This is a genomic window from Mycoplasmopsis equigenitalium, assembly GCF_024498255.1.
Taxonomy (GTDB): Bacteria; Bacillota_I; Bacilli_A; order Mycoplasmatales; family Metamycoplasmataceae; genus Mycoplasma_H; species Mycoplasma_H equigenitalium.
In genome coordinates this window covers 118,655-140,505 of record NZ_CP101808.1, presented here as the reverse complement: position 1 = coordinate 140,505, position 21,851 = coordinate 118,655, and the positions used below count along the sequence as shown (strand labels likewise).

Genomic DNA, 21,851 nt, shown 5'->3' with positions numbered 1-21,851 from the left:
ACATAGAAACCAATAATTTTACTCTGTATACTTGTTCTTTTTGAAAACGATTTTATCTTCTTTCAAAAATTTTGTTTGCGTATTTTTTATGTTTTTAACTTTTTCATAATCTGAAGCCAACATTACTTTTCCTGTCTTTAATTGACTATTAATTAAATCCACAATTTTGTATTTTTCAACATTTTTTGTTGAATTTTCCTCAATTTTTGGTTGAAAGTAGATTTCTCCTTTTTTACCTAGATCTGTGATCTTTACGCCAACACCTTTAATTGGTTCCCTTGTTCAAAATTTATCAAACATATCCCTTGCTTGTTCGAAAATTTCTTGTTCATCATAAGTAAAATTTGTTAATGGTTGTTGGCGTGATAAAAACTTGGTATTTTTATATCGAATTTCAATTACCAAAAGACGACCTAATAGCCCCCTGCTTTTCATTCGGTATACCGTTCGTTCGACAAGTAATTTAAGTTCAATTAAAATTTCCTCATAATTTTTTGGCCCTATATATTCAAAAGTTTTCATATGTCCAATTGATTTATATTCGTTTTGTTCTAAGTTGAGTAAATCCGTACTGTTGCCTAATAAACATTCTATTATATTAAAATAACTTCGTTTAAACACGCTTTCAAGCAAGGGAATATTATGACGATTTAAATATAAATCATTAATTGTATTAATATTATTTTTTATTAACTTTGCAGTTGAAGATTTACCAATTCCGAAAAAATTTCCGATTGGTAAATGATAGAAATGTTTAGCAATGTCCTCTCTTCGTGTTAGTGTAATCCCATATGGTTTTCCAAGTGATGTCGACATTTTTGCTAAGAATTTATTGTATGAAATTCCAATTGAAATCGGAATCTTAAATATTGACTTAATTGATGACTGAATATATCTTGCAAGATCTAAAGCGCTTTTTTCTCAATTTTGCAGATCTATTTTTTTTGTCACATCAACATAACATTCATCAATTGAACCGACTTCCATTATTTTTGAAATATTGTTAATTATTCAATCAAAAATGTTAGTTGAAATTTCGATAAAAAGCGGAAAGTCTGCACTTTCAACAATTATATTTGGACAAACTTTACGTATCAAAAACATTGGGTCGCCTGTTTTTGCTCCTTTATTTTTTGCTTCATAACTAAGCGCTGACGCAATGCTGTTAGAATTTTTATTACCAATTGCTACTTCTTTACCAATTAACCATGGTTTTTTTGTACGAATTGCACTAACAAAATAACTATCGAAATCAATATGAAAAATAACTCTCATTACTGCTCCAAAAGTTGAATTAGTCCTTTAGCAATTAAATTTGCACAATTAAAACGATTAAGATGAACTTTGACATCACAAAAAATATTAAGCTCTTTTAAATCATCATCTTCTTTAATTTCTTGATTAATTAATTTTTGATACTTGTTAACTAACTCTAATATCGTTTTTTTATCATGATTATTAATAAGTCCTATTAACATATCAGTCGAAGCAACACAAACCGCACAACCTACAGTTTTATGACAGATAGAAATTTTATTATCTTGGCTTTGTAAACCAAAAGTAATCTTATCAACGCAGTGTTCGCTATAGATTGTAAAATCTTTCTCTTCATCAAGAGAATTGTTAAGAAACTTAGGATTTGAATAATGTTCCATTATTAATTGCTGTTTGTTGCACTTCATATAACCTACCATTTATTTTCATATATGCTATTATAAGTTTTTTCCTTAAGAATCAAAAGAACGCTTGAAATTGGAATCATCACTAAAGTAAAAAATGGAATTTCAATCATTGATTTTAAAATAATTCGTGTTTGATAAAAAGCGTAAAGACTATAATCTTTTTCTAGCCGTAATTTACCACTGCTGGTAGACGTGTTCGCCATAAATCGATTCCAGTACACAATAAATACATATGGTCCATACAATCATCTAAAAATAACAATAATTACCGAAACAATTGCAAACAAAAATAAATATTTAATAATTTTCTCGTTTATTTTTTTAGTCACGAAATACCCAACTACCATAAAACAGGTAAAAAAGGCAATTAACAAACTAAAGCCAACAGTTAATCAAAGAATTAGCGCGCGAGGAAAACTATCAGAATTATCTGATTTATAAATACGATTCTGATTAGTAACAAGAATTGCAATATTAATAGCTAACACAAGATACAAAATACTAGAAATAACAAGCGTTGTTGGCACCTTATGCTTGGTATAAAAATAAAACAAAACACTTGAAATAATAACGATTGCTGGCGGAACAATTGCATACTCAATCATCCAAAACGCCAAACCTGAAGGCGAAAGTAACATCATCGATAAAGTATCCGCAATCACCGCTAAGAAAGAACCCTTAATAGCCCCTAATAAAATTCCAAAAATAATTCAAAACGGAATTTCAATAGATAAGTTAATAATTCTACCAAGTGATAATTTAGCAATCGCAGTTGCAAGCAAAAACATTGTAAGAAGCATACCGCTAATTGCAATTTCAAAAACATTAAATTTAAAGGCTGACTTAGTTCTAACTCAAACAATATTCATATAGTTATTATATAAGTAGTACAAGTAGTTGGTTCACGAAATTATTTATTTTATATAATATATACTATTATGAATAAAAAATTAGAATTCGGGACAGCCGGAATTAGAGGTATTGTAGGACCTGCAGAACACGAATTAAATACTGCTCATGTCGCTCGTATCGCTGACGGATTGGTCTCATATTTAAAACATAATTTTAAAGAAAAGGATCGCATTGTTGTTATCGGAAGAGATAACAGAATTATGTCAAAGGAGTTTGCGATTTTAACAAGAAATATCTTATCAAGAAATGAAATTAAAGTTATTTTTAGCGAGGATATTTCTCCAACACCATTTGTAAGTTTTCTTATTAAAGAATATAAGGCTGCTGCAGGTGTTAATATTACCGCTAGTCACAATCCAAAAGAATACAATGGTGTTAAAGTTTATAACCAGTTTGGTTATCAAAGTTTACCTGATGAAATTGATGAGTTATTAAAGTATTTTAAAGATTATTCAGAGTATTTAAACTTTGACTTAGAAACAAAAAACGACAAATTTATTAAAAACGTAAATCAAGAGAATATCAATAAATATCTTGAAAAAGTTTTGAAATTAGCAAAAAAACGTGATTGCAATAACATTAGTGTTGCATACTCACCATTGCACGGAACTGGCGCAAAATATGTAAGATATTTATTACCAAAACTATCAAAAAACTCTTACTTTTTAGAAGCACAGATGATTAACGATTCAAACTTCAGTAATGTTAAAAGCCCTAACCCAGAAAACACTGAAACTTATGAAGAATTAATCAAACTAGGTTTAGAAAAAAATGCTGATATTTTATTAGTAACTGACCCTGACAGTGACAGGGTAGGACTATGTGTTAAAAATAATAACAAATATGAGCTTTTAACTGGTAATGAAACAGCAACTTTGATTATGAACTATCTTGTTGAAACAACAAAAAATTTAAAAAATAAATACTTAATCTATTCATACGTTTCTTCAAACGTTCCTCGCATCATTGCTGAAAAAAACAACATCAAAGTTTATGAAACACCTACAGGATACAAATGAATTGGAGCATTAATTCAAGACAATAAAAAAACTCACCCAGAGTTAGAACACCTATTCTCATTTGAAGAAAGTTATGGTTCGCTTATTGATGAAACGCTTGCATTTGACAAAGATGCAATTCAATCAATCGTTATCCTTACAACAATTGCATCATACTACAAGGAAAAAGGTCTAAACCTTTTAGATGTGTTAGAAAATATTTATAAAAAATATGGCTATGTTGCTTCGAAAGTTTTAAATATTGGCACCGAAAAATATGACCTTATTAACTTACAAAAAGGTTTTAAAAATATCAAGGAAAAAGACAGTGTGTTTACTGATTACAACCTCGATCCACAAATACCAACCAATATGCTAAAAATTCAATTTTCTGACCACTCTTGAATCGCGCTAAGACCTTCAGGAACAGAACCTAAAATTAAATTCTACATTTTTGGATTTGGAGATAACAAAGAAAAAGCAGATGCCCGCGCTACCTTCTTACTAGATCAAATTAAAAAAATGTTATAAAAAAACAAGGCCAAAAGACCTTGTTTTTTAATACGAAAGAAAACGTTCAACAACTTTTACACCATTGTCGTTGTCGGTGGTGTCAAATTTAACGCTTGTTGTTTTATCTTTAACTTCACCTTTTCTAGACTTAATTAGCTTCGTTAACGCAATAGCGCCACTAATTGCCTTGATAGCGAATGGAATTAATGTGACTAAAGTCGCAACAATTCCAGCACCATAAGTTTGTAATTGTTTTTCTTTCGAAATTGGTTTTAATTTATTCATTTTATTTGCCTCCAATATATAGATGTATTCTGGAAGCAAAAAAATGCTCAAAAAAAACTATTTTATGAAAAATAGCGTAAAAATCAAACTAATCAATCTTGTTTGTGTTAAAAAGTCCTTCAGTATTTCGTACTGGCGAAACACTAAATCAAAGTTTTGGCGAAACTGTTTTAAGGTCTCTTACCAGATGTTTTGCTTCTAATAATAAGACAACAGTAGTAACAATATATTTTGTTTTTTTAGTATATCCACCAATTCCTTCGGTAATTGTATATGCGTGTCAATAATTAATATAATCAAAATATCTAACAATATCTTGTGGATTGTCGGTATAAATTTGCAACTGAACTTTTTTGTATTTTGGATAAATCAAATCAACAACCGTTGTTAAAATAAATACATAAATAATAGTTGTAATAGCCGATGAAGAAAGGTAAGTTACGCCCCCTTCATATCATTGCACAACACCGTTAGCGTCGTAATATGGCACACCTTTTTTTGGTAAGAAATAATAATTTTGAATAAAGTAACTCGAATTCAAGAAGATAAATAACAATGTAAAACTTACGATTCGCATAATGATGCTGATATCTTTTTTAGCTTTGGTTGAAAAGTAGTACACAATAAAGTCGGTTCCGCCAGTTGAGCCGCCATATTTTCAACTAATTCCAATCCCAATCGCTACAAGAATTGAACCCAAAATCCCATAAATATAAATTGGTCATTCTGAATGATTAGCAACATTTCTTCAATCTCTTTCAATCACAATAACACTGTGGAGAAAATCATTAACAGGTTTTCATGCTAAAAATGGGTTGACAATTGACTGGAAAACCATAAACAACATGGTAAAGACAATAAAAGATTTTTTAATCTTTTTTCAGAAAATGATAAAAAACGGAACATTAATTACTCAATAAAGCAATCCCATATAAGGTAAAAGTATATGCGGCTTAACTTTTGAAAGTAACATATCAGCAATAATTGGGAATCCCATCATCCCGTTAGGAATGGTGTGTGATTCACTAAGCAAAATTACAACTCCAAAATTAAAGATAAATGCTGCTAAGAAAATCATTAAAATATTAAACTTGTGTTTAATGATAATTTGTCAAAAAGATTGTTTAGCGTCGGCCTTAGGGCTATAAAATAATTTAAGCGAACCTAAATCAACATCGGGTGTTTTTACATCCTGTTCTGATGCGTTATTTTCGGTTGTTTGCTCGGTGTTATTTTTCGTTTCTTTCATAGTAAATGATATTATAATGTAATAAACAAAAAACATATAAATATATAGGAGCAATTATGCAAAAACTTAAAGGAATGAAGGATTGATTTGGTTACGACGCCAAACTTTTACAAATAGTAAGAAATAAACTTACTAATCTTTTAACTAATTTTAATTACTCTTATGTTGAATTTCCTATTATGGAAGAGATCGAGCTTTTCAAACGTTCTTCAGGCGAAGAAAGTGACATTGTTAACAAAGAAATGTACGAATTTAATTCCAAATCAGGAAAAAAAATAGCACTTCGCCCCGAAGGAACCGCACCTTTTATTCGAATGTTTGAAGAAAATAAATTAATTAACATCGATCGCTTTAACAAATATTGATATTTTGGTAGTATGTTTCGTTATGAACAACCACAAAAAGGACGCTATCGCCAGTTCATTCAAGCGGGAATTGAAAATATATCAAACATTGATGCTTATACGGATGCAGAAACAATCACGCTTGCAAACAATTTTTTGAAAAGTTTAAAAATTAACGAATACGACCTTTTAATTAATAATATTGGAACGATTAAAGAACGCGAAACATACGCCAAAGAACTTAAAAAGTATCTTGAAAAATATAAAGATAAATTAGAGAAAGAATCTCTTTCACGACTTGAAAAGAATGTTTTAAGAATTCTTGATGATAAAAATGAACAGGTTAAGGATTTTATTAAAAACTGTCCCAAAATTGATAAATATTTATCAAAAGAATCAAGAGAATATTTTGAAAAAATAAAAACAATTTTAACAAAAAATAACATTAGTTTTCGTGTTGATTTTAATCTTGTACGGGGATTAGATTATTATGAAAATCTTGTCTTTGAATTTGTCTCAACTTCGAAATCACTTGGAGCCCAATCAACAATTTTGGCTGGTGGTAGATATAAAAATTTCCTCAATACAAAAACCTTTGAAAGCGCTATTGGTTGAGCCGCAGGAATTGAACGTTTAATTGAAATTCTTAAGTTTAATAACTACCCTATCGATGACCAACTTGATAACCTTGTATTTATTCTAAACGAAGATGAAATTGATGAAGCGTATATTATTGCAAACCAATTAAGAAAAACAGAAAAATGTGAGGTAATTAACAAAGTAATTAAAATTAACAAAATGTTTAAAATGGCCTCAGCAATTAAACCAAAAAATATTATTTTTAAAGAATTGCAAAATGGCATAAAAACCTGAATTCAGAAAGATCAAGAAAACGGAAAAATCAATAAAATTTGTTGAAAAAATAAAGAAAAATAGAATAAAAGTGTTTATAAATAAAATAAGCGAAATATCGCTTATTTTATTTTAAATTTTCACGAACAAGTGGCATTGACATACATCTAGCACTACCCATTCCTAATGATAACTGATTGCCTTCAAATGAGTAAACTTTTACACCCGCTTTTATTAGCGCCGCTTCGGTTTTGCGATTGCGAGAATAGCCGACTACAACGCCTGGTCTAATAGTTAAATAATTTGTTGCATCAAAATGAGTTTCCACATCAATGTCAATCTGATTTGCATCTGTTCCAGCAACAGGTATTAATACTGGTCTTTTACCAATAATTCCCGTTAAAACCTGTTCTAAATTTTGGCTTTTAATTGGCTTAATTTTAATCTTGTCTGTCAAATCAATATCTCAAAATTCAAGGGCTTTTGTAACATTTGGTGAATAAATAAATTTGTCATAATCAACCATCACAAGTCATGTATCCAAATGCATTAAGTTTTCCATAATAGGAACTTTTACAATAACAATTCGTTTAAAATTAGTATTACTATTTTTTATATTTTTTGCAATTTGTAAAATTGCTTTTTTCTTTGTTCGTTCACTAATTCCAACAACAAGTGTTTCACTAGTGTAAACAAATAAATCACCACCCTCAATATTGCCCGAATCCATCCTATCAAATCAACGTGGTGTATTTTTATAATCTGGATGATGACTAAAAATAAACTCAGAGAAAAGTGTTTCGCGTTTGCGAGTTTGATATTTCATATTATTAATAGTTATTCCATTTCCAACAGAAGTAAATGGGTCGCGAGTAAAGTATAAATTAGGCATAGGATCTACAACTAATTCGTGTTTATACTCTATTCCTAACTCGTATTTTAAAATTCCAGTCATCATTGTTTTAATCAATTCAAGTGGTGTTTTAGAATTTAAAAACTCTTTGATTTTAATCTTCAAATTACCATCTTTTATTCGCGGTTTTGCTTCATTAATTCACTTGTTAACAAACTCTTCTCTGGCAGCATTAGAAGCAAAATTTCAAGTTTCTAAAACCAAGTCTGTAAGCTGGGTGACTTTAATTCCTTGCTCTTTTAGTATTTGCAAAAACCCTTTGTGTTCTTTAATCGCAACATCAGATTCAAGTACTGCCGAAAATAATAATTCATTAAATCTAGTCGGTGAAATTCGTCTAATTTCATCACCAGGCGTATGAACTAACACTTCTTTTAAGATGCCTATCTCGCTAAAAACATTTATCTTACTCATCACTTTCCTTTCCGTTTGTTACTAAAAATTATATAAAAAAATGCTGGAATTATATTTGTAGATTATTTACAAAAAACGTGTCAATTTCTTAAAAATATGTACAAAATATCGTTTTTTTGTTTCATAAAAGTTTCATACTCTTTTTTTTTTTTTTTTTGCAGAGCCTTCTTACTTAAATATTATTTTAATGTGAAAGGAGAATATATTATGAATATAAAAGAATTTTTTAGAAAAGATTTAGTCATTGTTAACAAATCGTTCAAAAACAAAGATGCATGCTTAAAATATTTAGCTAAACATCTTGTTTCTAAAAACTATGCCAAGAACGAAGAAACTGTACTTGATCTTGCTTTAAAAAGAGAAAAAGAATTCAGCACAGGTATTGGTAACGCCATTGCTATTCCTCACATTCGTGATGATGTAATGAACGAAAGCGTTGTTACATTTGTTAAAACTGATGCCTTAGACTGAAAATCAAATGATAATGAAAAAGTAAAATTTGTCTTTTTTATTACTATGTCGAAAAAAGATGGGGAATCTTCACACCTTGAAGCTATTCAACAACTTTCAACATTATTTATGAACGAAAACTTCGTAAAGGAACTTGAACTTGTTGATAGTTATGATTCACTTATTAAACTTTTAGAAAAAAATCAAAAAAACACATTAGTCCACTCTACAGAAAAAACGAACACAAATGGTTATGACATCGTTGCAGTTACTGCTTGTCCTACCGGAATTGCCCACACTTATATGGCAGCTGAACGTTTAACTAAAGCCGCTAAGGAAATGGGATTATCAATTAAAGTGGAAACGCAAGGAACGGAAGGTTCAAAAAATGTTTTAACACAATATGAAATTAGCAATGCCAAGGGTGTAATTTTAGCCGTTGATAAAGTTGTTGATCTTTCAAGATTTGCCGGACTTGAAAATGTTCTTGAATTAGGAACAGGTACTGCTATTAAAAAACCTGAAGAACAAATTAAGAAAATCTTAAATAAAGAAGGTAAAAAGTTACCAGGTCAAAAAGCATCTGGCTCAAATGAAACAACGGAAGATTTAATTTCGTTTGATGGATTTGGTAAAAGAATTTACAAAGGAATTATGAATGGTGTTTCATTTATGTTGCCATTCGTTGTCTTTGGCGGAATTATGATCGCCCTTGCCTTCCTTATCGATATTAAGAACGCTGGAACAGCCAACTATGGTAGCGTTAACGAAGTTGCTAGATGATTTAAAAACCTAGGTGGACTTGCCTTTGGAATTATGGTTCCAATTCTTAGTGCTTACATTGCCTATGGTCTAGTTGGACGCTTTGGGTTGTTACCTGGATTTATCTGTGGATTTATTTCAATTGGTTCATTCCTAATGAAATTAGATCCTTCTACAGGTCAAATTTCCTGATTCGATCCTGCTGGAGGACTTGGTTCAGGGTTCTTTGGTGGAATCATTGGTGCTATTTTAAGTGCCGTTCTTATTATTGTTTTTGTTAAATATGTTTTTGGCTGAGTACCAGCCTCACTTAAAGGATTAAAAAACATTCTATTTATTCCTTTGTTTGCAACATTTGCAATCGCACTAGTCTTCTGAGTAATTAACATTCCTTTAATTTACTTAAATTATGGATTTAATAAATTGCTAGGAGCAATTGAATCGAAAAATTACTTAGTACCTTTACTTGGTCTTGTTTTAGGACTAATGATGACTAGTGACCTTGGTGGTCCAATTAACAAAGCTGCTTACCTATTCTCAATTGCAACTATTTCAAGCGGAAATGGTACAGTTGCTATGGCAGCAACGATGGCAGCAGGAATGGTACCACCACTTGGTATTGCGTTGGCAACATCAATCTTTAGAAAACACTTCTCTCAAGAAGAAATTCAATCTGGATATGTTAACTACGTAATGGGGCTTTCATTTATTAGTGAAGGAGCAATTCCATTTACAGTTGCAAAACCTAGAGTAATGGTTCCCGCTAACTTGGTTGGTGGCGCAATTACCGGATTACTTGTTGGTTTATTCCAAATCACATTAGCTGCTCCACACGGCGGGGTCTTTGTTTTCGCACTTGTAAAAACCTCATTATTTAGTTCTAGTGGTGGTCAAATCGGTGGTGGAATTGCGCTTTACATCGCTGCAATTATCGCCGGCGCAATCGCTCAAATGTTTACCATTTGAGGATTACTACTACTTTACAAAAAACTTGATGCCGCAAAAGCAAAAAAGACAACTAATTTAGTTTAGAATAATATTAATATGATTTATACAATAACATTTGCTCCATGCTTAGACTATGTCATTAATTCACCAAAGGAATTTAACCAAAACGGATTAAACCGCATTAGTGATTTTGATTTTTTTCCTGGTGGTAAGGGGATCAATGCTTCAGTCATTTTAAAACGACTAGGACTAAACAACACCGCAATTATTTTTGCTGGTGGCGAAATCGGAAACAAAATAATTAGTCAGTTAAAAGCAGAAAAAATCAAAACAATCAATATTAAAACAGACGCTGAAACACGTGTTAATGTTAAATTTTTAGGCAAAAATGCTGAGTTTGAAATTAATGGTCCACGTCCAGTTATTAATGAGCAAAATTTAAACGAATATTTTACAACAATCAAACAAATGAAGAAAGATGATTTTGTCTTCATTATGGGAATTAGTGATGAAAACGTTTTAACCGAAACACTTAATCTTTTAAAAGAAAAGGGTATTAGGTTTGCACTTGATATCGATGCCAAAAACATTGACAAATATTTAGAGTTTGCTCCTTACATATATAAACCAAACATTCATGAAACAAAAAATTTTCTAATCAAAATCCCAGAAACAAATGAAGAAATTAAAAATGCTTTACTTTATTTAAAAGCAAAAAAAGTTCATTTCCCAATCATTTCAGCTGGTGCTAAAGGCAGTTACTATCTTGATGAAAATAATAACTTGCTGCAGGCAACAATTGTTAAAAACGCACCACTTGTTAGCGCTGTAGGTGCTGGTGATACATTAATTGCTAGTGTCTTTTACTTTTTAAGTAAAAACTACAATATTAAAGATGTAATTAGTCATGCGAGCGCTATGTCAATAGGCACCGTCACTAGAAAATGGTTAGCTCAGAAAAATGATATTAATACTTATTTAGATCATATTAAAGTTGTAAAAATTAAAAAATAAAACACACTCCAACCAGTGTGTTTTATTACATATTATTTATAAACGTGGAAGCTAAATTTGTCTTCATCAACAACAACGAATTTATCACCTTTTTTAGGACCATATGGTAAGAGTGCTTCTTGCGCAATGTTGTGTTGACCTTTAATTTTATCCATTAATTTTACCGAATCTAATGAAACAAATACTGAAGAAGTAATCCCGAATGAGTGAATCAATTTTTCGTTTCTTACAATTCCAATAATTGTTGAGTTTGGTCTAAATCTTGCAACTTCTTTTAAGGTTTGACCTGAGTGTGATAGTACAACAACAAATTTGTATTCACCATCTTTGGTTGCTTCAGCGATTTTGTAAGCAATTTCTGAACGTCTGTCGTGAATAGTTTTCTTAATTTCACGAAGATTTTCTTGATAGAAAAGTTTGTTGTAGAATTCTTTTTCTGCACGTCTGTTAATTGCGGCCATTGTCGCAACAGCAACAACGGGGAAGTTACCTTGTGCACTTTCTCCTGAAAGCATTGTTGCGTCTGCCCCTTGTTCGGTAGCAACATAAACGTCAGTAACTTCAGCACGTGTTGCGTGAGTTGAGTTTTCCATCGAGTCTAACATTTGGGTAGCAACGATAACTGGTACACCTTTGTTACGACATTTACGTACGATTATTTTTTGGTAGTAAGGCACATCGTAGTAAGGAATTTCTAAACCTAAATCACCACGCGCAACCATTACGGCGTCACTTGCTTCAATAATTTCATCAATATTAGTAATACCTAATTGTGATTCAATTTTTGAAATAATTTGAACGTGTTCACCACCATTTTCATTAAGTAATTTTCTTAATTCATTAACGTTTGCTGCTGAGTTAACAAATGAAGCAGCAACGTGGGTGATACCGTGTTGTAAACCAAACTTAACATCATTAATATCTTTTTCTGCTAAGAATGGTAATGAGAAGTCTACCCCAGGAAGGTTAATTCTTTTCTTTGTTTTTAGTTTGTGGCTGTTTAAGGCCTCGACTACCACGTGATCTTTTTTAACATCTGTAACTACTGTGTCAAGTTTTCCATCATCTAGTAACACGTGATCACCTTTTTTAAGGTCTTGTGCCATATTGTAACTTACAGCGAATTCTTTACTTGTTCCTTTAAGTTTTGTGTATTTATCTTCAGAAGTTCAAATTTTAATTTTTGATTTTGCACTAATTGGTTGTGCGCCATCAAGCATTTCTCCAACTCTAATTTCTGGACCTTTAGTATCTAAAATAATTGAAATTGGAATGTGTAAATCTTTACTTATTTTTTGTGCAAGTTTAAACTTATTAACTTGTTCAGAGTGGTCACCGTGGCTAAAGTTAGCACGGATTGCTGTTGCTCCATTTTCAATCAATTCTCTAAGAACTTCATAATTATCACTACTTGGACCAATAGTAACAATTAATTTACTTCTTTTATCTATTAAATGCATTTTTCTCCTTATTTATTCTCTTCAATTTTACATTATTTTGCCCGATAAAAGTGCGCTATGTTGTAAAAAAAATAATAAAAAAATGTGTAAAGATTTCCACAATAATAAAAAACAGGACACATTTTGTCCTGTAAATTATTTGAATTACATCACTTCAATTGCTGGCGAAACATAAGTTCGCTTACTATTTGTTTTAAGCGTGCTTGAAATTTGCACTTTTAATTTTAAAGTTACTTTGTCAAAGACTGGAATATCACTTTTAGCATCAAAATTAATTAATTTTATATCACCATTTTTATTGCTATAAACAATATATTCGCCTGGTTTTTCTTTGTTTTCAATAACCATTTCTAACATTAATGAAATATCTCACATCATATCTTCAAGCGTTGCTTTTTCATCTTGTGATGTCTTAAAGATTTTCTTTCCATCACTTGCTTTGTTAGCAATAATTTGTTCTCATGTGTATTTAGCAAGAGTTGCTTTAAAATCTTCTTTAACACGAACTTTAACCTTGTTGATTAAATCTGTTTTAATTTCTTCTTCTAATTTAGATTTAAATCTAGTTTTATCTTCAAAACGGTATTCTCAAGTAAAATTACGTGTTTTGTCAATTAAAAGTACAGAGAATTTAAGAGTACCATTGTCATTATTTGCTTCATAAGTTTTTGATAAAAATGAAATATTAAATTTGTCGACATTTCCTGTTAAATAAATTTTTGATGTATTTGAAGTAATTGGATTTGGTTTACCATCTTTGTATTCAAGATCTTCTTTTTTGATTTCAGAAGGTAAAAGCAACTTATCAACATCTTCCGTGTCTTTGAAAACCGCTTTGATTGTTTGAAAATCGTTGTTCGAATCAAAAAATTCTTTATCGATAGGAATTCTCTGGTCTCTAAATTCTTTTTTATCAATTTTTTCATCAAGAATTTGTTTGCCATTAAGTGTTTTTAAGTCGTATGATTTAACAACTTTATCATAATCAACAACGGCATAAAGATTGTCGTTTTCAATAACTAGATTTTTGAAAAGAAAAATATTATTAGATTCTCAATTTTCGAATAAATCATCTACTTCATCTTTCTTTTCCTTTTCAGAAAAAGCATTGACTTTTGCTAAAAAATCTTCTTTGTTTTTTACTCACTCACCACTATCGTTTGGTCTTAAAAATCTATGATATCTGTTTGGTATTAAAAATCTAAATTCTATAGGCTCGGTTGTGCTTTGCTTTTTCTTAAACCCGTCAATTACATAAAATTTTTCGATTGTAACTTTTTGAGTTATTTTTTGACCGTTAACAAACACATCTTTTGTATCTTTTGTATTGGCCTTTAATCTTAAAATCAACAACCCTTTTGCATCATTCGCAAAAGAAGTAAACTCAATTGAATTTTTTTCTAATAATTCATACGCATAGTGAACAAAGGGTTTATTATTTTTATCAACTAAAATAAAATCTTGGCTCATCAAATCTTGAAGAGAAAACGATTCTCCTTTTTCACCTACCGGTTCAAAAACTTCGGTTCAATATTTGCTACTATAGTTTTTACCAGTAAAATCAGATGCAAAATGCGAATCTTTAAATTCTTTAATTTTTTGTTCATTTGGACCCGAACCATCAAGACTTTCATTCATATCACCAACACTAAAAACAAGCTTGTCAAACTCGTGTTCGGCAATAGCTTTCTCTCTACTTTTGTGTGTAAAATAAACCGAAACAGCAGTAATTGTTGTAAGAACAAGTGCTGCTGCAATTCCAAAATTAATTCATTTCTTTTTTGGTAAATTCTTAAAATAGTTACCAAAAGCAGCTATTCACTTTGGTTTTGTTTTTTGTTTTTGATTAGCATTGCTTTCCATGATGCTCCTTCGAGTGATTAAACATAAATATATAATATTATATATGTAAGTAATCATTTACTACATTTTGTAATTTTGCTATATTTTGCTTTTTGAGTGCGGAAACAAGTAAATACATATTAAGTTTATTGTCAGTGACACTTGTAGTTAATTGATGTTTTTGTGATTGATTTAACTTGTCGATTTTTGTAAAAACAATAAAAATTGGCAAATTAATTTGGTTTAAATAATCAATGACTTCCAAGTCATTTTTTTGAAAACCAATGCGAGCATCAATAAGCAAAAATACACACTTAATATTGTTACTTCAATTAAGATATTCATCAATCATTTTGTTGATTTTTTCTTGAGTTTGTTTATTAACCTTAGCATATCCATACCCAGGCAAATCGACAATGTAGTTTCCATCTTGATTAACAAAATAATTAATTAATTGTGTCCGACCTGGCGTTGATGATGTCTTAGCAATTTTATTGTTGGCAATTGCGTTAATTAATGATGATTTACCAACATTACTACGTCCTCAAAAAACAACCTCACTACCCTCATGTTTAATAAATGAATTTATATCTACAGCTGATTTAGAAAAGGATATCATTATTTAACCCCTAACTTTTTCTTGTGTCTTTCAAGAGTTGAAGAATATTCGATGTATTCAAAATCAGGCATAATCAAAATCGTTTCTAGTTTTTCATTAACATGATTATTACCTGCCGCTAACTCCAATTCATAATCAAAATCTGTTTTATTACGTGCAGAACGAATTATAAATTCAACACCTAAATCACGAGCAATATGTCCAATCAACTTGTTTTTATTAGGAATAACTTCAACATTCTTAAAACCTTTAAGTTGATCACAAACTTGTTTAAGACGTTCATCAACTGGGGTTTGGTTTTCTTTATCTGGGTTAACCGAAACAATAACAATTAACTTGTCAAATATTTTTAATACCTTTTTTATAATCTCTAAATGTCCTTTATGAAGGGGGTCAAACGAGCCCGGATAAATTGCTATTTTCATGCATTTAATTATACTAATTAATTTTATCTTGGATATATAAGTTCTATGTTCGCAGATCAAATATTAAGATTGTCGAGCATTGCTTGTTGTTGAAGTTTATAAAGTTCTTCAATAAATTCCTGATCTGAATAATAAAAATAATCTTTTTTATTACTCGAAATATAAGCAACTTTTGCTAGCCCTAATGAAACCATTTTTTGCGATATTTCAGTAGAATTTATTGAAATTTGTACAACTTTGCGTCCATACTTGTCTTTTTTTATAACCTTAATTTTAACCTTTTTGTATAGAATGAGGTCACTTAAAATTAACTTGGCTTGATTTGCAAAATAATATCTAACACCAGTTGTCTTTTCATATTTGCCATTTTTAAAAACACCAATTTCAGGCGCGTCGATTCCTAGTATCCGATATTTTTGTCCTTTTGTATCTATAAACGTATCACCATCAGTAACTTTCTTGACTACGACATATTCAAAACTATTGGTAACTTCACTGGCCCTAGTTACAGAGCAAGCACTAAGAAAAAATGGACTGAAAAATACCGTTCAAAACAATATCAATTTTCTTATCACACTTATATATGTATTTTGAAATGAATTTTTAGCCTAAAACGGAAAAAATTATGAAAAATTAAACATTTATATAACTTTTTGCTTTTGATAGCACATCAACAAGATGGTCAATATCAGCTTTTGTGTTATAAATTCCTAGCGAAACACGAACAAAGCCAGGTTCTGTTTTAACGTGTTGTAAATATTGCGCGCAGAAAAAACCGCTACGAACATACACATTGTGTTTACCTAAATAAAGAGCAACATCTTCACAAAAAACTTTTTTAATATTAAACATAATTATGCAATCTTTGGGTTGTGAGTAAATTTCAATATTCTTAACTTTACTTAGTTTTTCATAGGCATAAAGTGCAAGTTCTTCTAAAATTTCATTAGTTTGTTTATAACCAATTTTGTTAAAAAACTTTAATGAAGCATTAAACATAAAAATCCCTGCTACGTTTGGAGTCCCCGCTTCTCAACGAGCAACATCTGTTTTAAAAACAGGACCACCGTCTTTTTGAATACGACTAAAAATTCCTCCTCCCATTTTTACAGGCTCTAATTTAACAAGTAAATCTTCTTTAACAATCAAGCAACCTAATCCTGTTGGCCCATAAAGTTTATTCGCACTAAAAGCAATCATATCGCAATTTGTTAGTGAAACTTTTTCATTAACAATTGCTTGCGCTGCATCATTAACTAAAATAATGCCTTGTTTCTTACATTGCTTATACAACTTATTCATATCATAGTGTTTGATAAAAGTATTTGGTTTTTGCGCCATTGCAATAATCTTTGTTTTTGCTGTAATGCTTTGCGTCACATCATGACTAAAAACAATTTTGCAGTTTTTACGTTTTGCCAATTCAACTCAACTTACCATATTTGAAGAATGATTAAGAACATCAAGTAAAATCTCATCACCAGCCTTAACAAGAGGCTCAATCATATAAACAAACATATTAAGCGATTCAGTTGTTCCAGATGTAAAGATAACTTCATTAAATTTAGCATCTACTAAATCCGCTACCAACTGACGGGTCTCCGCAATCACATCAATCACATGCACCCCTAATTTTGTATCACGAGTTCTTGTGCTAACTGAAATATTTGTAAAATAATGATTCATAGCATCAATTGCTTCTTGAGGCTTAAGAGCAAGGGCTGATGAATCTAAATATGTCATATGTTTACGTGCTGGAAAACATTTAACAATTTCTTGATGATTCATTTTTTTCCTTCCGAATAAAGTGAGCTAAGTATTCTGTATTTTTTGATTTTTTACCAAGAATAGGACTTGTTTCAAGAGCAATAAAAGCAAAATTATCTTTGTCATAATTCTTGACTTTTTCAATAATTTCATTGTGAAATTTAACAGGTACCACACCTTTGTCTTCCACAAATTCTTTTAGCGCCTCAAACTGTGGCTTGATAAGCAAAATTAATTCTAGATGTTTCGATTTAAAAAGTTTTGCAACCTTGAAAACTTCTCTCAAACTAATAAAGGAAACATCACAAACAATAAAATCAATTGCATCTGGAATTAAATTTTGATCGAGAATTTTAAGGTTTGTGTTTTCTAACACAATTGTTCTTGCATCCTGTCTTAAATTATAGTCCAATTGATTCGTCCCGGAATCAACGCAATAAACAGTTTTAGCTCCTTGTTCAAGTGAAACTTGAGTAAATCCGCCAGTCGAAGAACCAATATCAATTACAACTTTATCTTTAAAATCTAATTTTCATGTTTCAATCGCATGTAAAAGCTTATAAGCACCGCGAGAAACATAATGTTCTTTTTGCAAAATTTCTACTTTATCTTTTTCTCTAACTAAAACGTTTAGTGATGTAGCCTTTTCATTATTAATAAAAACGCGGCCACTAAGAATTAATCCTTGTGACTTTTTAAAATCCTGAATTATTTGATCCACATAATTAATTAACTTGATTTTCATTTTTCGTTTTTAAATATTCAATATTTTTACTGATTTTATCTAGAATTGCATTGATAAATTTCACTTGCTTGTCATCAAAATCGTAATCTTTAGCGATTTCAATCATCTCATTAATGACAATCTTTGGATTTGCATAAATCAATTCAGCAACACCAACAATTAAAATTGCTCTTAGTAAACAACTAAGTTTTTCTCATTTTCATGTTTCTAAAAGATAGTGTTTAATAATACTTGTGATAAAAAGGTATTTGTCTTCGATTACTTCGATCTGTTTAATTTGAAAAGTAGTTAACATATCAAACTCCTCAAAAATCGCTTTTGAATTCATTTTTTTACCAAGTAATTCGTTTTGATAAACGATAGTAATCAAATCATAACGGTGTTCACGTGCAGTTTTTTTAGTTGTCATGCAAAGATTATACAATTATTACATGACAAATAATTTATAATTATGATTACGCACAATTAAAACAGAAAGGCTAAATGATGGCAAAAGTGAAAAAATTAATTATTCCTGCCGCTGGATGAGGAACTAGATTTCTCCCATTTACTAAGATTGTTCATAAAGAATTACTCCCTATTTTAAATAAGCCAGCAATTTCTTATTTAATCGAAGAAGCAAATGCAGCAGGCATCGAAGAAATTTTCTTAATTCTAGCAGAAAGAAAACACGAAATTTACGAATACTTTAAAAGAAATGTTGAACTTGAAAACGAACTAAAAGACAAACAAAAACTAGAACTACTTAAAGAAGTCAAAAAGACAAATCTTTACAAAAACATTCACGTAATTATTCAGGATGCGCAGCTTGGATTAGGTCATGCGATCGCTACAGCAATTAAATATGAAACAGCAACCGAACCTTATGCAGTTATTTTAGGAGATGATTTAATTTACTCTCCAGAAAAACCTGCTATTGGACAATTAATTGATCTTTACGAAAAAACCAACTCTACAATTATTGGTGTCCAAGATGTTCCACTAAAAGAAACATCAAAATATGGCGTTGTTAAACCAGTGAATGCTAATGAAAAAGATAATGAGTTCTTTAAAATAGTTGATGGTGTTGAAAAACCAAAACCTGAACACGCGCCTTCCACAAAAGCAATTATGGGTCGTTATGTATTCACCCCTGAATTTATGAACGAACTCAAAAAACAAGAATACAAAGGTGAAGAAATTCAAGTTGTAGATGCTTTTAAAGAAATTCTTAAAAAACAAGATATTTATGCTTTAACAATTAAAGGAACAAGATACGATTTAGGAAACCCAACAGGTTTCGTCAAAGCTAACATTGACTACGCACTTCGTAGTGATGATGAAGATTTAAATACTAAAATTTCAGAATTTATCAAAACAAAAAAATAGCAACTTAATGCTATTTTTTTATTACAAGTTTGTCGTTCTCGTATGTAATTTTATATTGTTTATTTGGTTTGAGTGTTTCGTCAATAATTTTGTATGCTATAAAACTTTCTAAATTATTTTGAATAAAGCGTTTAATTGGTCGTGCACCAAACTGTGAATCGTATGCATTTTTTGAGACAAAATCTAACACTTTTCAATCAAATTCAACAGAAATTGCTGAATTTTGTTGAATTCTGGCTGTTAGTTTTTCTAGTTCTAGTGCCGTAATATTGCGGATAGTTGTATTGTCTAAAGCATTGAAAGTAATAATCTCATCAATTCGGTTAATGAACTCGGGTTTAAACGATTTTAATAAAATATCTTTATGTTTTTTAAGGTCAAATTCATTATTTAAAATCAAATCACTACCAAGGTTTGATGTCATAATTACGATAAGGTTTCTGCAGTTAATTGTTCTTCCTTTTGCATCGGTAATTTGACCATTATCTAGCAATTGTAAAAGAATATTAAGAACATCTGGGTGAGCTTTCTCAATTTCATCAAATAATAAAACTGTGTATGGATTTTTTCGAATTTTTTCAGTTAGTTGACCCCCTTGATCAAAGCCAACATACCCTGGAGGCGCCCCCAGAATTTTTGAAACGCTATGTTTTTCCATATACTCTGACATATCAAGTCTAATCATCTGTTTTTCTGAGTCAAATAGCGCGTACGCTAAAGTTCTTGCTAATTCAGTTTTTCCAACACCTGTTGGCCCCATAAACAAGAAGCTTGCAAATGGACGATTTGGATCGTTAACATTTGCTTTTGCTCGCACAATTGCTTTAGCAACTGCCTCAACTGCTTCGTTTTGTCCTTTAACTCTTTTAGCTAAAATACTTTCTAAATTTAACACTTTGTCTTTTTCGGCTTCTAATAATTTAGTAATTGGAATTTTAGTTCATTTAGAAATAATCTGAGCAATTTCCTCTTCAGTTACAGTTTCTTTAACAAGCTCTTTTTTACTTTTACTTTTTAATTTCTCAATTTCTTTTTCCGTGTCTGGAATATCTTTATACATAATTTTTGAGGCATCAGCAAAATTCCCCTCAGTTCTATAAAGATTCATCATATGTTTTAAATCATCAAGTTTTTTATTTAATTTTGATAACTTTTCAAGTTGTAATTTTTCCTTTTGTCATTCATCTTTAAGATGGGCAACAACACCATCAACTTGTTTAATACGAGCAACAACTTCATCGTATCTTTTCTTCTTATCAGCATCTTTTTTAATCGCTTCTTTTTCCATTTCTAGATGCGCTTTTTCAAGTTCGGCTTTTTCAAGCTCTTCGGGCTGATAGTTCATTTCGGTTTTAATTGTTGATGCTGCTTCATCAATTAAGTCGATTGCTTTATCTGGTAAAAAACGATCGCTAATATATCTACAGCTTAATTTTGCTGCAGCAACAAGAGCGTCGTCAGTAATCTTAACGCTATGATATGTTTCGAATCTTTCTTTAATCCCTCTTAAAATTGTGATGGTGTCCTCAACACTTGGTTCTTCAACTTGAATTGGTTGCATACGACGCTCAAGTGCTGGGTCAGTTTCAATATACTTACGATATTCATCATAAGTTGTGGCACCAATTAAGTGCATTTTCCCGCGCGCCATTAATGGTTTAATAATGTTGGCGGCATCCATTCCACCTTGCGCGTTTTTCCCTGTACCAACAAGCATATGAATCTCGTCGATAAAGACAATAATATCGCCATTCGAGTCTTCAATTTCTTTTAAAATATCTTTAAGACGTTTTTCAAATTGACCTTGAAAACTTGCCCCCGCAATAATTTGCGGAAGATCAATTTCATAAATTTCACGACCTTTCAAATTTTCTGGAACATTATTTTCAGCAATTTTCTTCGCTAATCCTTCAACAATCGCGGTCTTACCAACACCAGGTTCACCTACAAGCACGGGGTTATTTTTTGTTTTACGTGAAAGAATCCGAATCATTCTCCGAATTTCATCATCACGATTAATAACTGGTTCAAGCTTGTTTTGTAAAGCCAAATCAGTTAAATTGCGTCCATACTTTGCAAGTACACTTGATTTTTTTTTGTTTCCGGAGTCGTTATTTTTAACAAATTTTTCTAAAATATCCTCAAAATCAAAGTCCATATTCTACCTCCATTTGCACTTATTATAGCACAAAATTAGCACTCTAATCATTTAACTGCTAATTTTATTACTTAACTAATTGGGTAAATTTTTTCTTATTTTTAACAAAAAATAAGCAAAATCCGAGCAAA

Annotated in this window: 20 protein-coding genes; 5 read left to right on the top strand and 15 right to left on the bottom strand. The window is 30.6% G+C overall.

The window, feature by feature from the left end:
• Positions 1-18: 18 nt before the first annotated feature.
• From NPA09_RS00580 to NPA09_RS00570, 3 genes are read right to left on the bottom strand one after another with little or no spacing between them, the layout of a single operon-like run.
• Positions 19-1,275: a Y-family DNA polymerase gene (locus tag NPA09_RS00580; RefSeq protein WP_129722388.1), complete on the bottom strand. Its 1,257-nt coding sequence runs from the start codon at positions 1,273-1,275 to the stop codon at positions 19-21.
• Positions 1,275-1,682, bottom strand: a complete 408-nt coding sequence (locus NPA09_RS00575; protein ID WP_165036233.1) for an iron-sulfur cluster assembly scaffold protein — start codon at positions 1,680-1,682, stop codon at positions 1,275-1,277. The genes NPA09_RS00580 and NPA09_RS00575 overlap by 1 nt, the downstream gene beginning before the upstream one ends.
• A 5-nt stretch (positions 1,683-1,687) precedes the next feature.
• Positions 1,688-2,551 (bottom strand): hypothetical protein, encoded by an 864-nt coding sequence (locus tag NPA09_RS00570; RefSeq protein WP_129722393.1) that lies wholly within the window; start codon positions 2,549-2,551, stop codon positions 1,688-1,690.
• 69 nt (positions 2,552-2,620) lie between these two features.
• Between NPA09_RS00570 and NPA09_RS00565 the strand changes: the two genes are divergently transcribed.
• Positions 2,621-4,123, top strand: a complete 1,503-nt coding sequence (locus NPA09_RS00565; RefSeq protein ID WP_129722396.1) for a phospho-sugar mutase — start codon at positions 2,621-2,623, stop codon at positions 4,121-4,123.
• A gap of 27 nt (positions 4,124-4,150) precedes the next feature.
• Here NPA09_RS00565 and NPA09_RS00560 read toward each other — a convergent pair whose 3' ends face one another.
• The gene (locus tag NPA09_RS00560; RefSeq protein ID WP_129722399.1) at positions 4,151-4,390 is read right to left on the bottom strand and encodes a hypothetical protein; all 240 of its coding nucleotides are present in this window, start codon (positions 4,388-4,390) and stop codon (positions 4,151-4,153) included.
• Between the two features lie 88 nt (positions 4,391-4,478).
• Positions 4,479-5,639: a YitT family protein gene (locus tag NPA09_RS00555; RefSeq protein WP_165036235.1), complete on the bottom strand. Its 1,161-nt coding sequence runs from the start codon at positions 5,637-5,639 to the stop codon at positions 4,479-4,481.
• Positions 5,640-5,695: 56 nt separating this feature from the next.
• Between NPA09_RS00555 and hisS the strand changes: the two genes are divergently transcribed.
• Positions 5,696-6,919: a histidine--tRNA ligase gene (gene hisS, locus NPA09_RS00550; protein WP_129722404.1), complete on the top strand. Its 1,224-nt coding sequence runs from the start codon at positions 5,696-5,698 to the stop codon at positions 6,917-6,919.
• A 43-nt stretch (positions 6,920-6,962) separates the two neighbouring features.
• On the opposite strand, the gene NPA09_RS00545 is transcribed toward hisS, so the two are convergent.
• The gene (locus NPA09_RS00545; RefSeq protein ID WP_129722407.1) at positions 6,963-8,162 is read right to left on the bottom strand and encodes an arginine deiminase family protein; all 1,200 of its coding nucleotides are present in this window, start codon (positions 8,160-8,162) and stop codon (positions 6,963-6,965) included.
• 207 nt (positions 8,163-8,369) lie between these two features.
• Here NPA09_RS00545 and NPA09_RS00540 point away from each other — a divergent pair, with 207 nt between their 5' ends.
• Together NPA09_RS00540 and NPA09_RS00535 are read left to right on the top strand one after the other, a co-directional pair.
• Positions 8,370-10,406, top strand: a complete 2,037-nt coding sequence (locus NPA09_RS00540; protein WP_129722410.1) for a PTS fructose transporter subunit IIABC — start codon at positions 8,370-8,372, stop codon at positions 10,404-10,406.
• A gap of 12 nt (positions 10,407-10,418) precedes the next feature.
• Positions 10,419-11,336, top strand: a complete 918-nt coding sequence (locus tag NPA09_RS00535; protein WP_129722413.1) for a PfkB family carbohydrate kinase — start codon at positions 10,419-10,421, stop codon at positions 11,334-11,336.
• 32 nt (positions 11,337-11,368) lie between these two features.
• On the opposite strand, the gene pyk is transcribed toward NPA09_RS00535, so the two are convergent.
• The 8 genes from pyk to NPA09_RS00495 all read right to left on the bottom strand — a co-directional run bounded on the left by pyk (position 11,369) and on the right by NPA09_RS00495 (position 18,603).
• A complete protein-coding gene (gene pyk, locus NPA09_RS00530; RefSeq protein ID WP_129722416.1) occupies positions 11,369-12,796 on the bottom strand; it encodes a pyruvate kinase in 1,428 nt (475 codons plus the stop codon).
• A gap of 144 nt (positions 12,797-12,940) precedes the next feature.
• The gene (locus NPA09_RS00525; RefSeq protein WP_165036237.1) at positions 12,941-14,659 is read right to left on the bottom strand and encodes a lipoprotein 17-related variable surface protein; all 1,719 of its coding nucleotides are present in this window, start codon (positions 14,657-14,659) and stop codon (positions 12,941-12,943) included.
• 37 nt (positions 14,660-14,696) lie between these two features.
• Complete coding sequence (yihA, locus tag NPA09_RS00520; protein ID WP_129722422.1) at positions 14,697-15,257, bottom strand: ribosome biogenesis GTP-binding protein YihA/YsxC; 561 nt, start codon at positions 15,255-15,257, stop codon at positions 14,697-14,699.
• A complete protein-coding gene (gene coaD, locus NPA09_RS00515) occupies positions 15,257-15,682 on the bottom strand; it encodes a pantetheine-phosphate adenylyltransferase (protein WP_129722426.1) in 426 nt (141 codons plus the stop codon). The genes yihA and coaD overlap by 1 nt, the downstream gene beginning before the upstream one ends.
• A gap of 23 nt (positions 15,683-15,705) precedes the next feature.
• On the bottom strand, positions 15,706-16,257 hold the full coding sequence (locus tag NPA09_RS00510) for a thermonuclease family protein (RefSeq protein WP_165036239.1): 552 nt from the start codon (positions 16,255-16,257) through the stop codon (positions 15,706-15,708).
• A gap of 58 nt (positions 16,258-16,315) precedes the next feature.
• Positions 16,316-17,470 (bottom strand): aminotransferase class V-fold PLP-dependent enzyme, encoded by a 1,155-nt coding sequence (locus NPA09_RS00505; protein ID WP_129722433.1) that lies wholly within the window; start codon positions 17,468-17,470, stop codon positions 16,316-16,318.
• Entirely contained in the window at positions 17,448-18,194 is a 747-nt protein-coding gene (locus NPA09_RS00500) for a TlyA family RNA methyltransferase (protein ID WP_129722436.1), read from the bottom strand. The genes NPA09_RS00505 and NPA09_RS00500 overlap by 23 nt, the downstream gene beginning before the upstream one ends.
• Entirely contained in the window at positions 18,175-18,603 is a 429-nt protein-coding gene (locus tag NPA09_RS00495) for a transcription antitermination factor NusB (protein WP_129722439.1), read from the bottom strand. Before NPA09_RS00495 ends, NPA09_RS00500 begins: the two co-directional genes overlap by 20 nt.
• 74 nt (positions 18,604-18,677) lie before the next feature.
• On the opposite strand from NPA09_RS00495, the gene NPA09_RS00490 reads away from it, so the two are divergent.
• Complete coding sequence (locus NPA09_RS00490) at positions 18,678-19,562, top strand: UTP--glucose-1-phosphate uridylyltransferase (protein WP_129722442.1); 885 nt, start codon at positions 18,678-18,680, stop codon at positions 19,560-19,562.
• Between the two features lie 10 nt (positions 19,563-19,572).
• Here NPA09_RS00490 and NPA09_RS00485 read toward each other — a convergent pair whose 3' ends face one another.
• A complete protein-coding gene (locus tag NPA09_RS00485) occupies positions 19,573-21,720 on the bottom strand; it encodes an ATP-dependent Clp protease ATP-binding subunit (protein WP_129722445.1) in 2,148 nt (715 codons plus the stop codon).
• Positions 21,721-21,851: the final 131 nt, after the last annotated feature.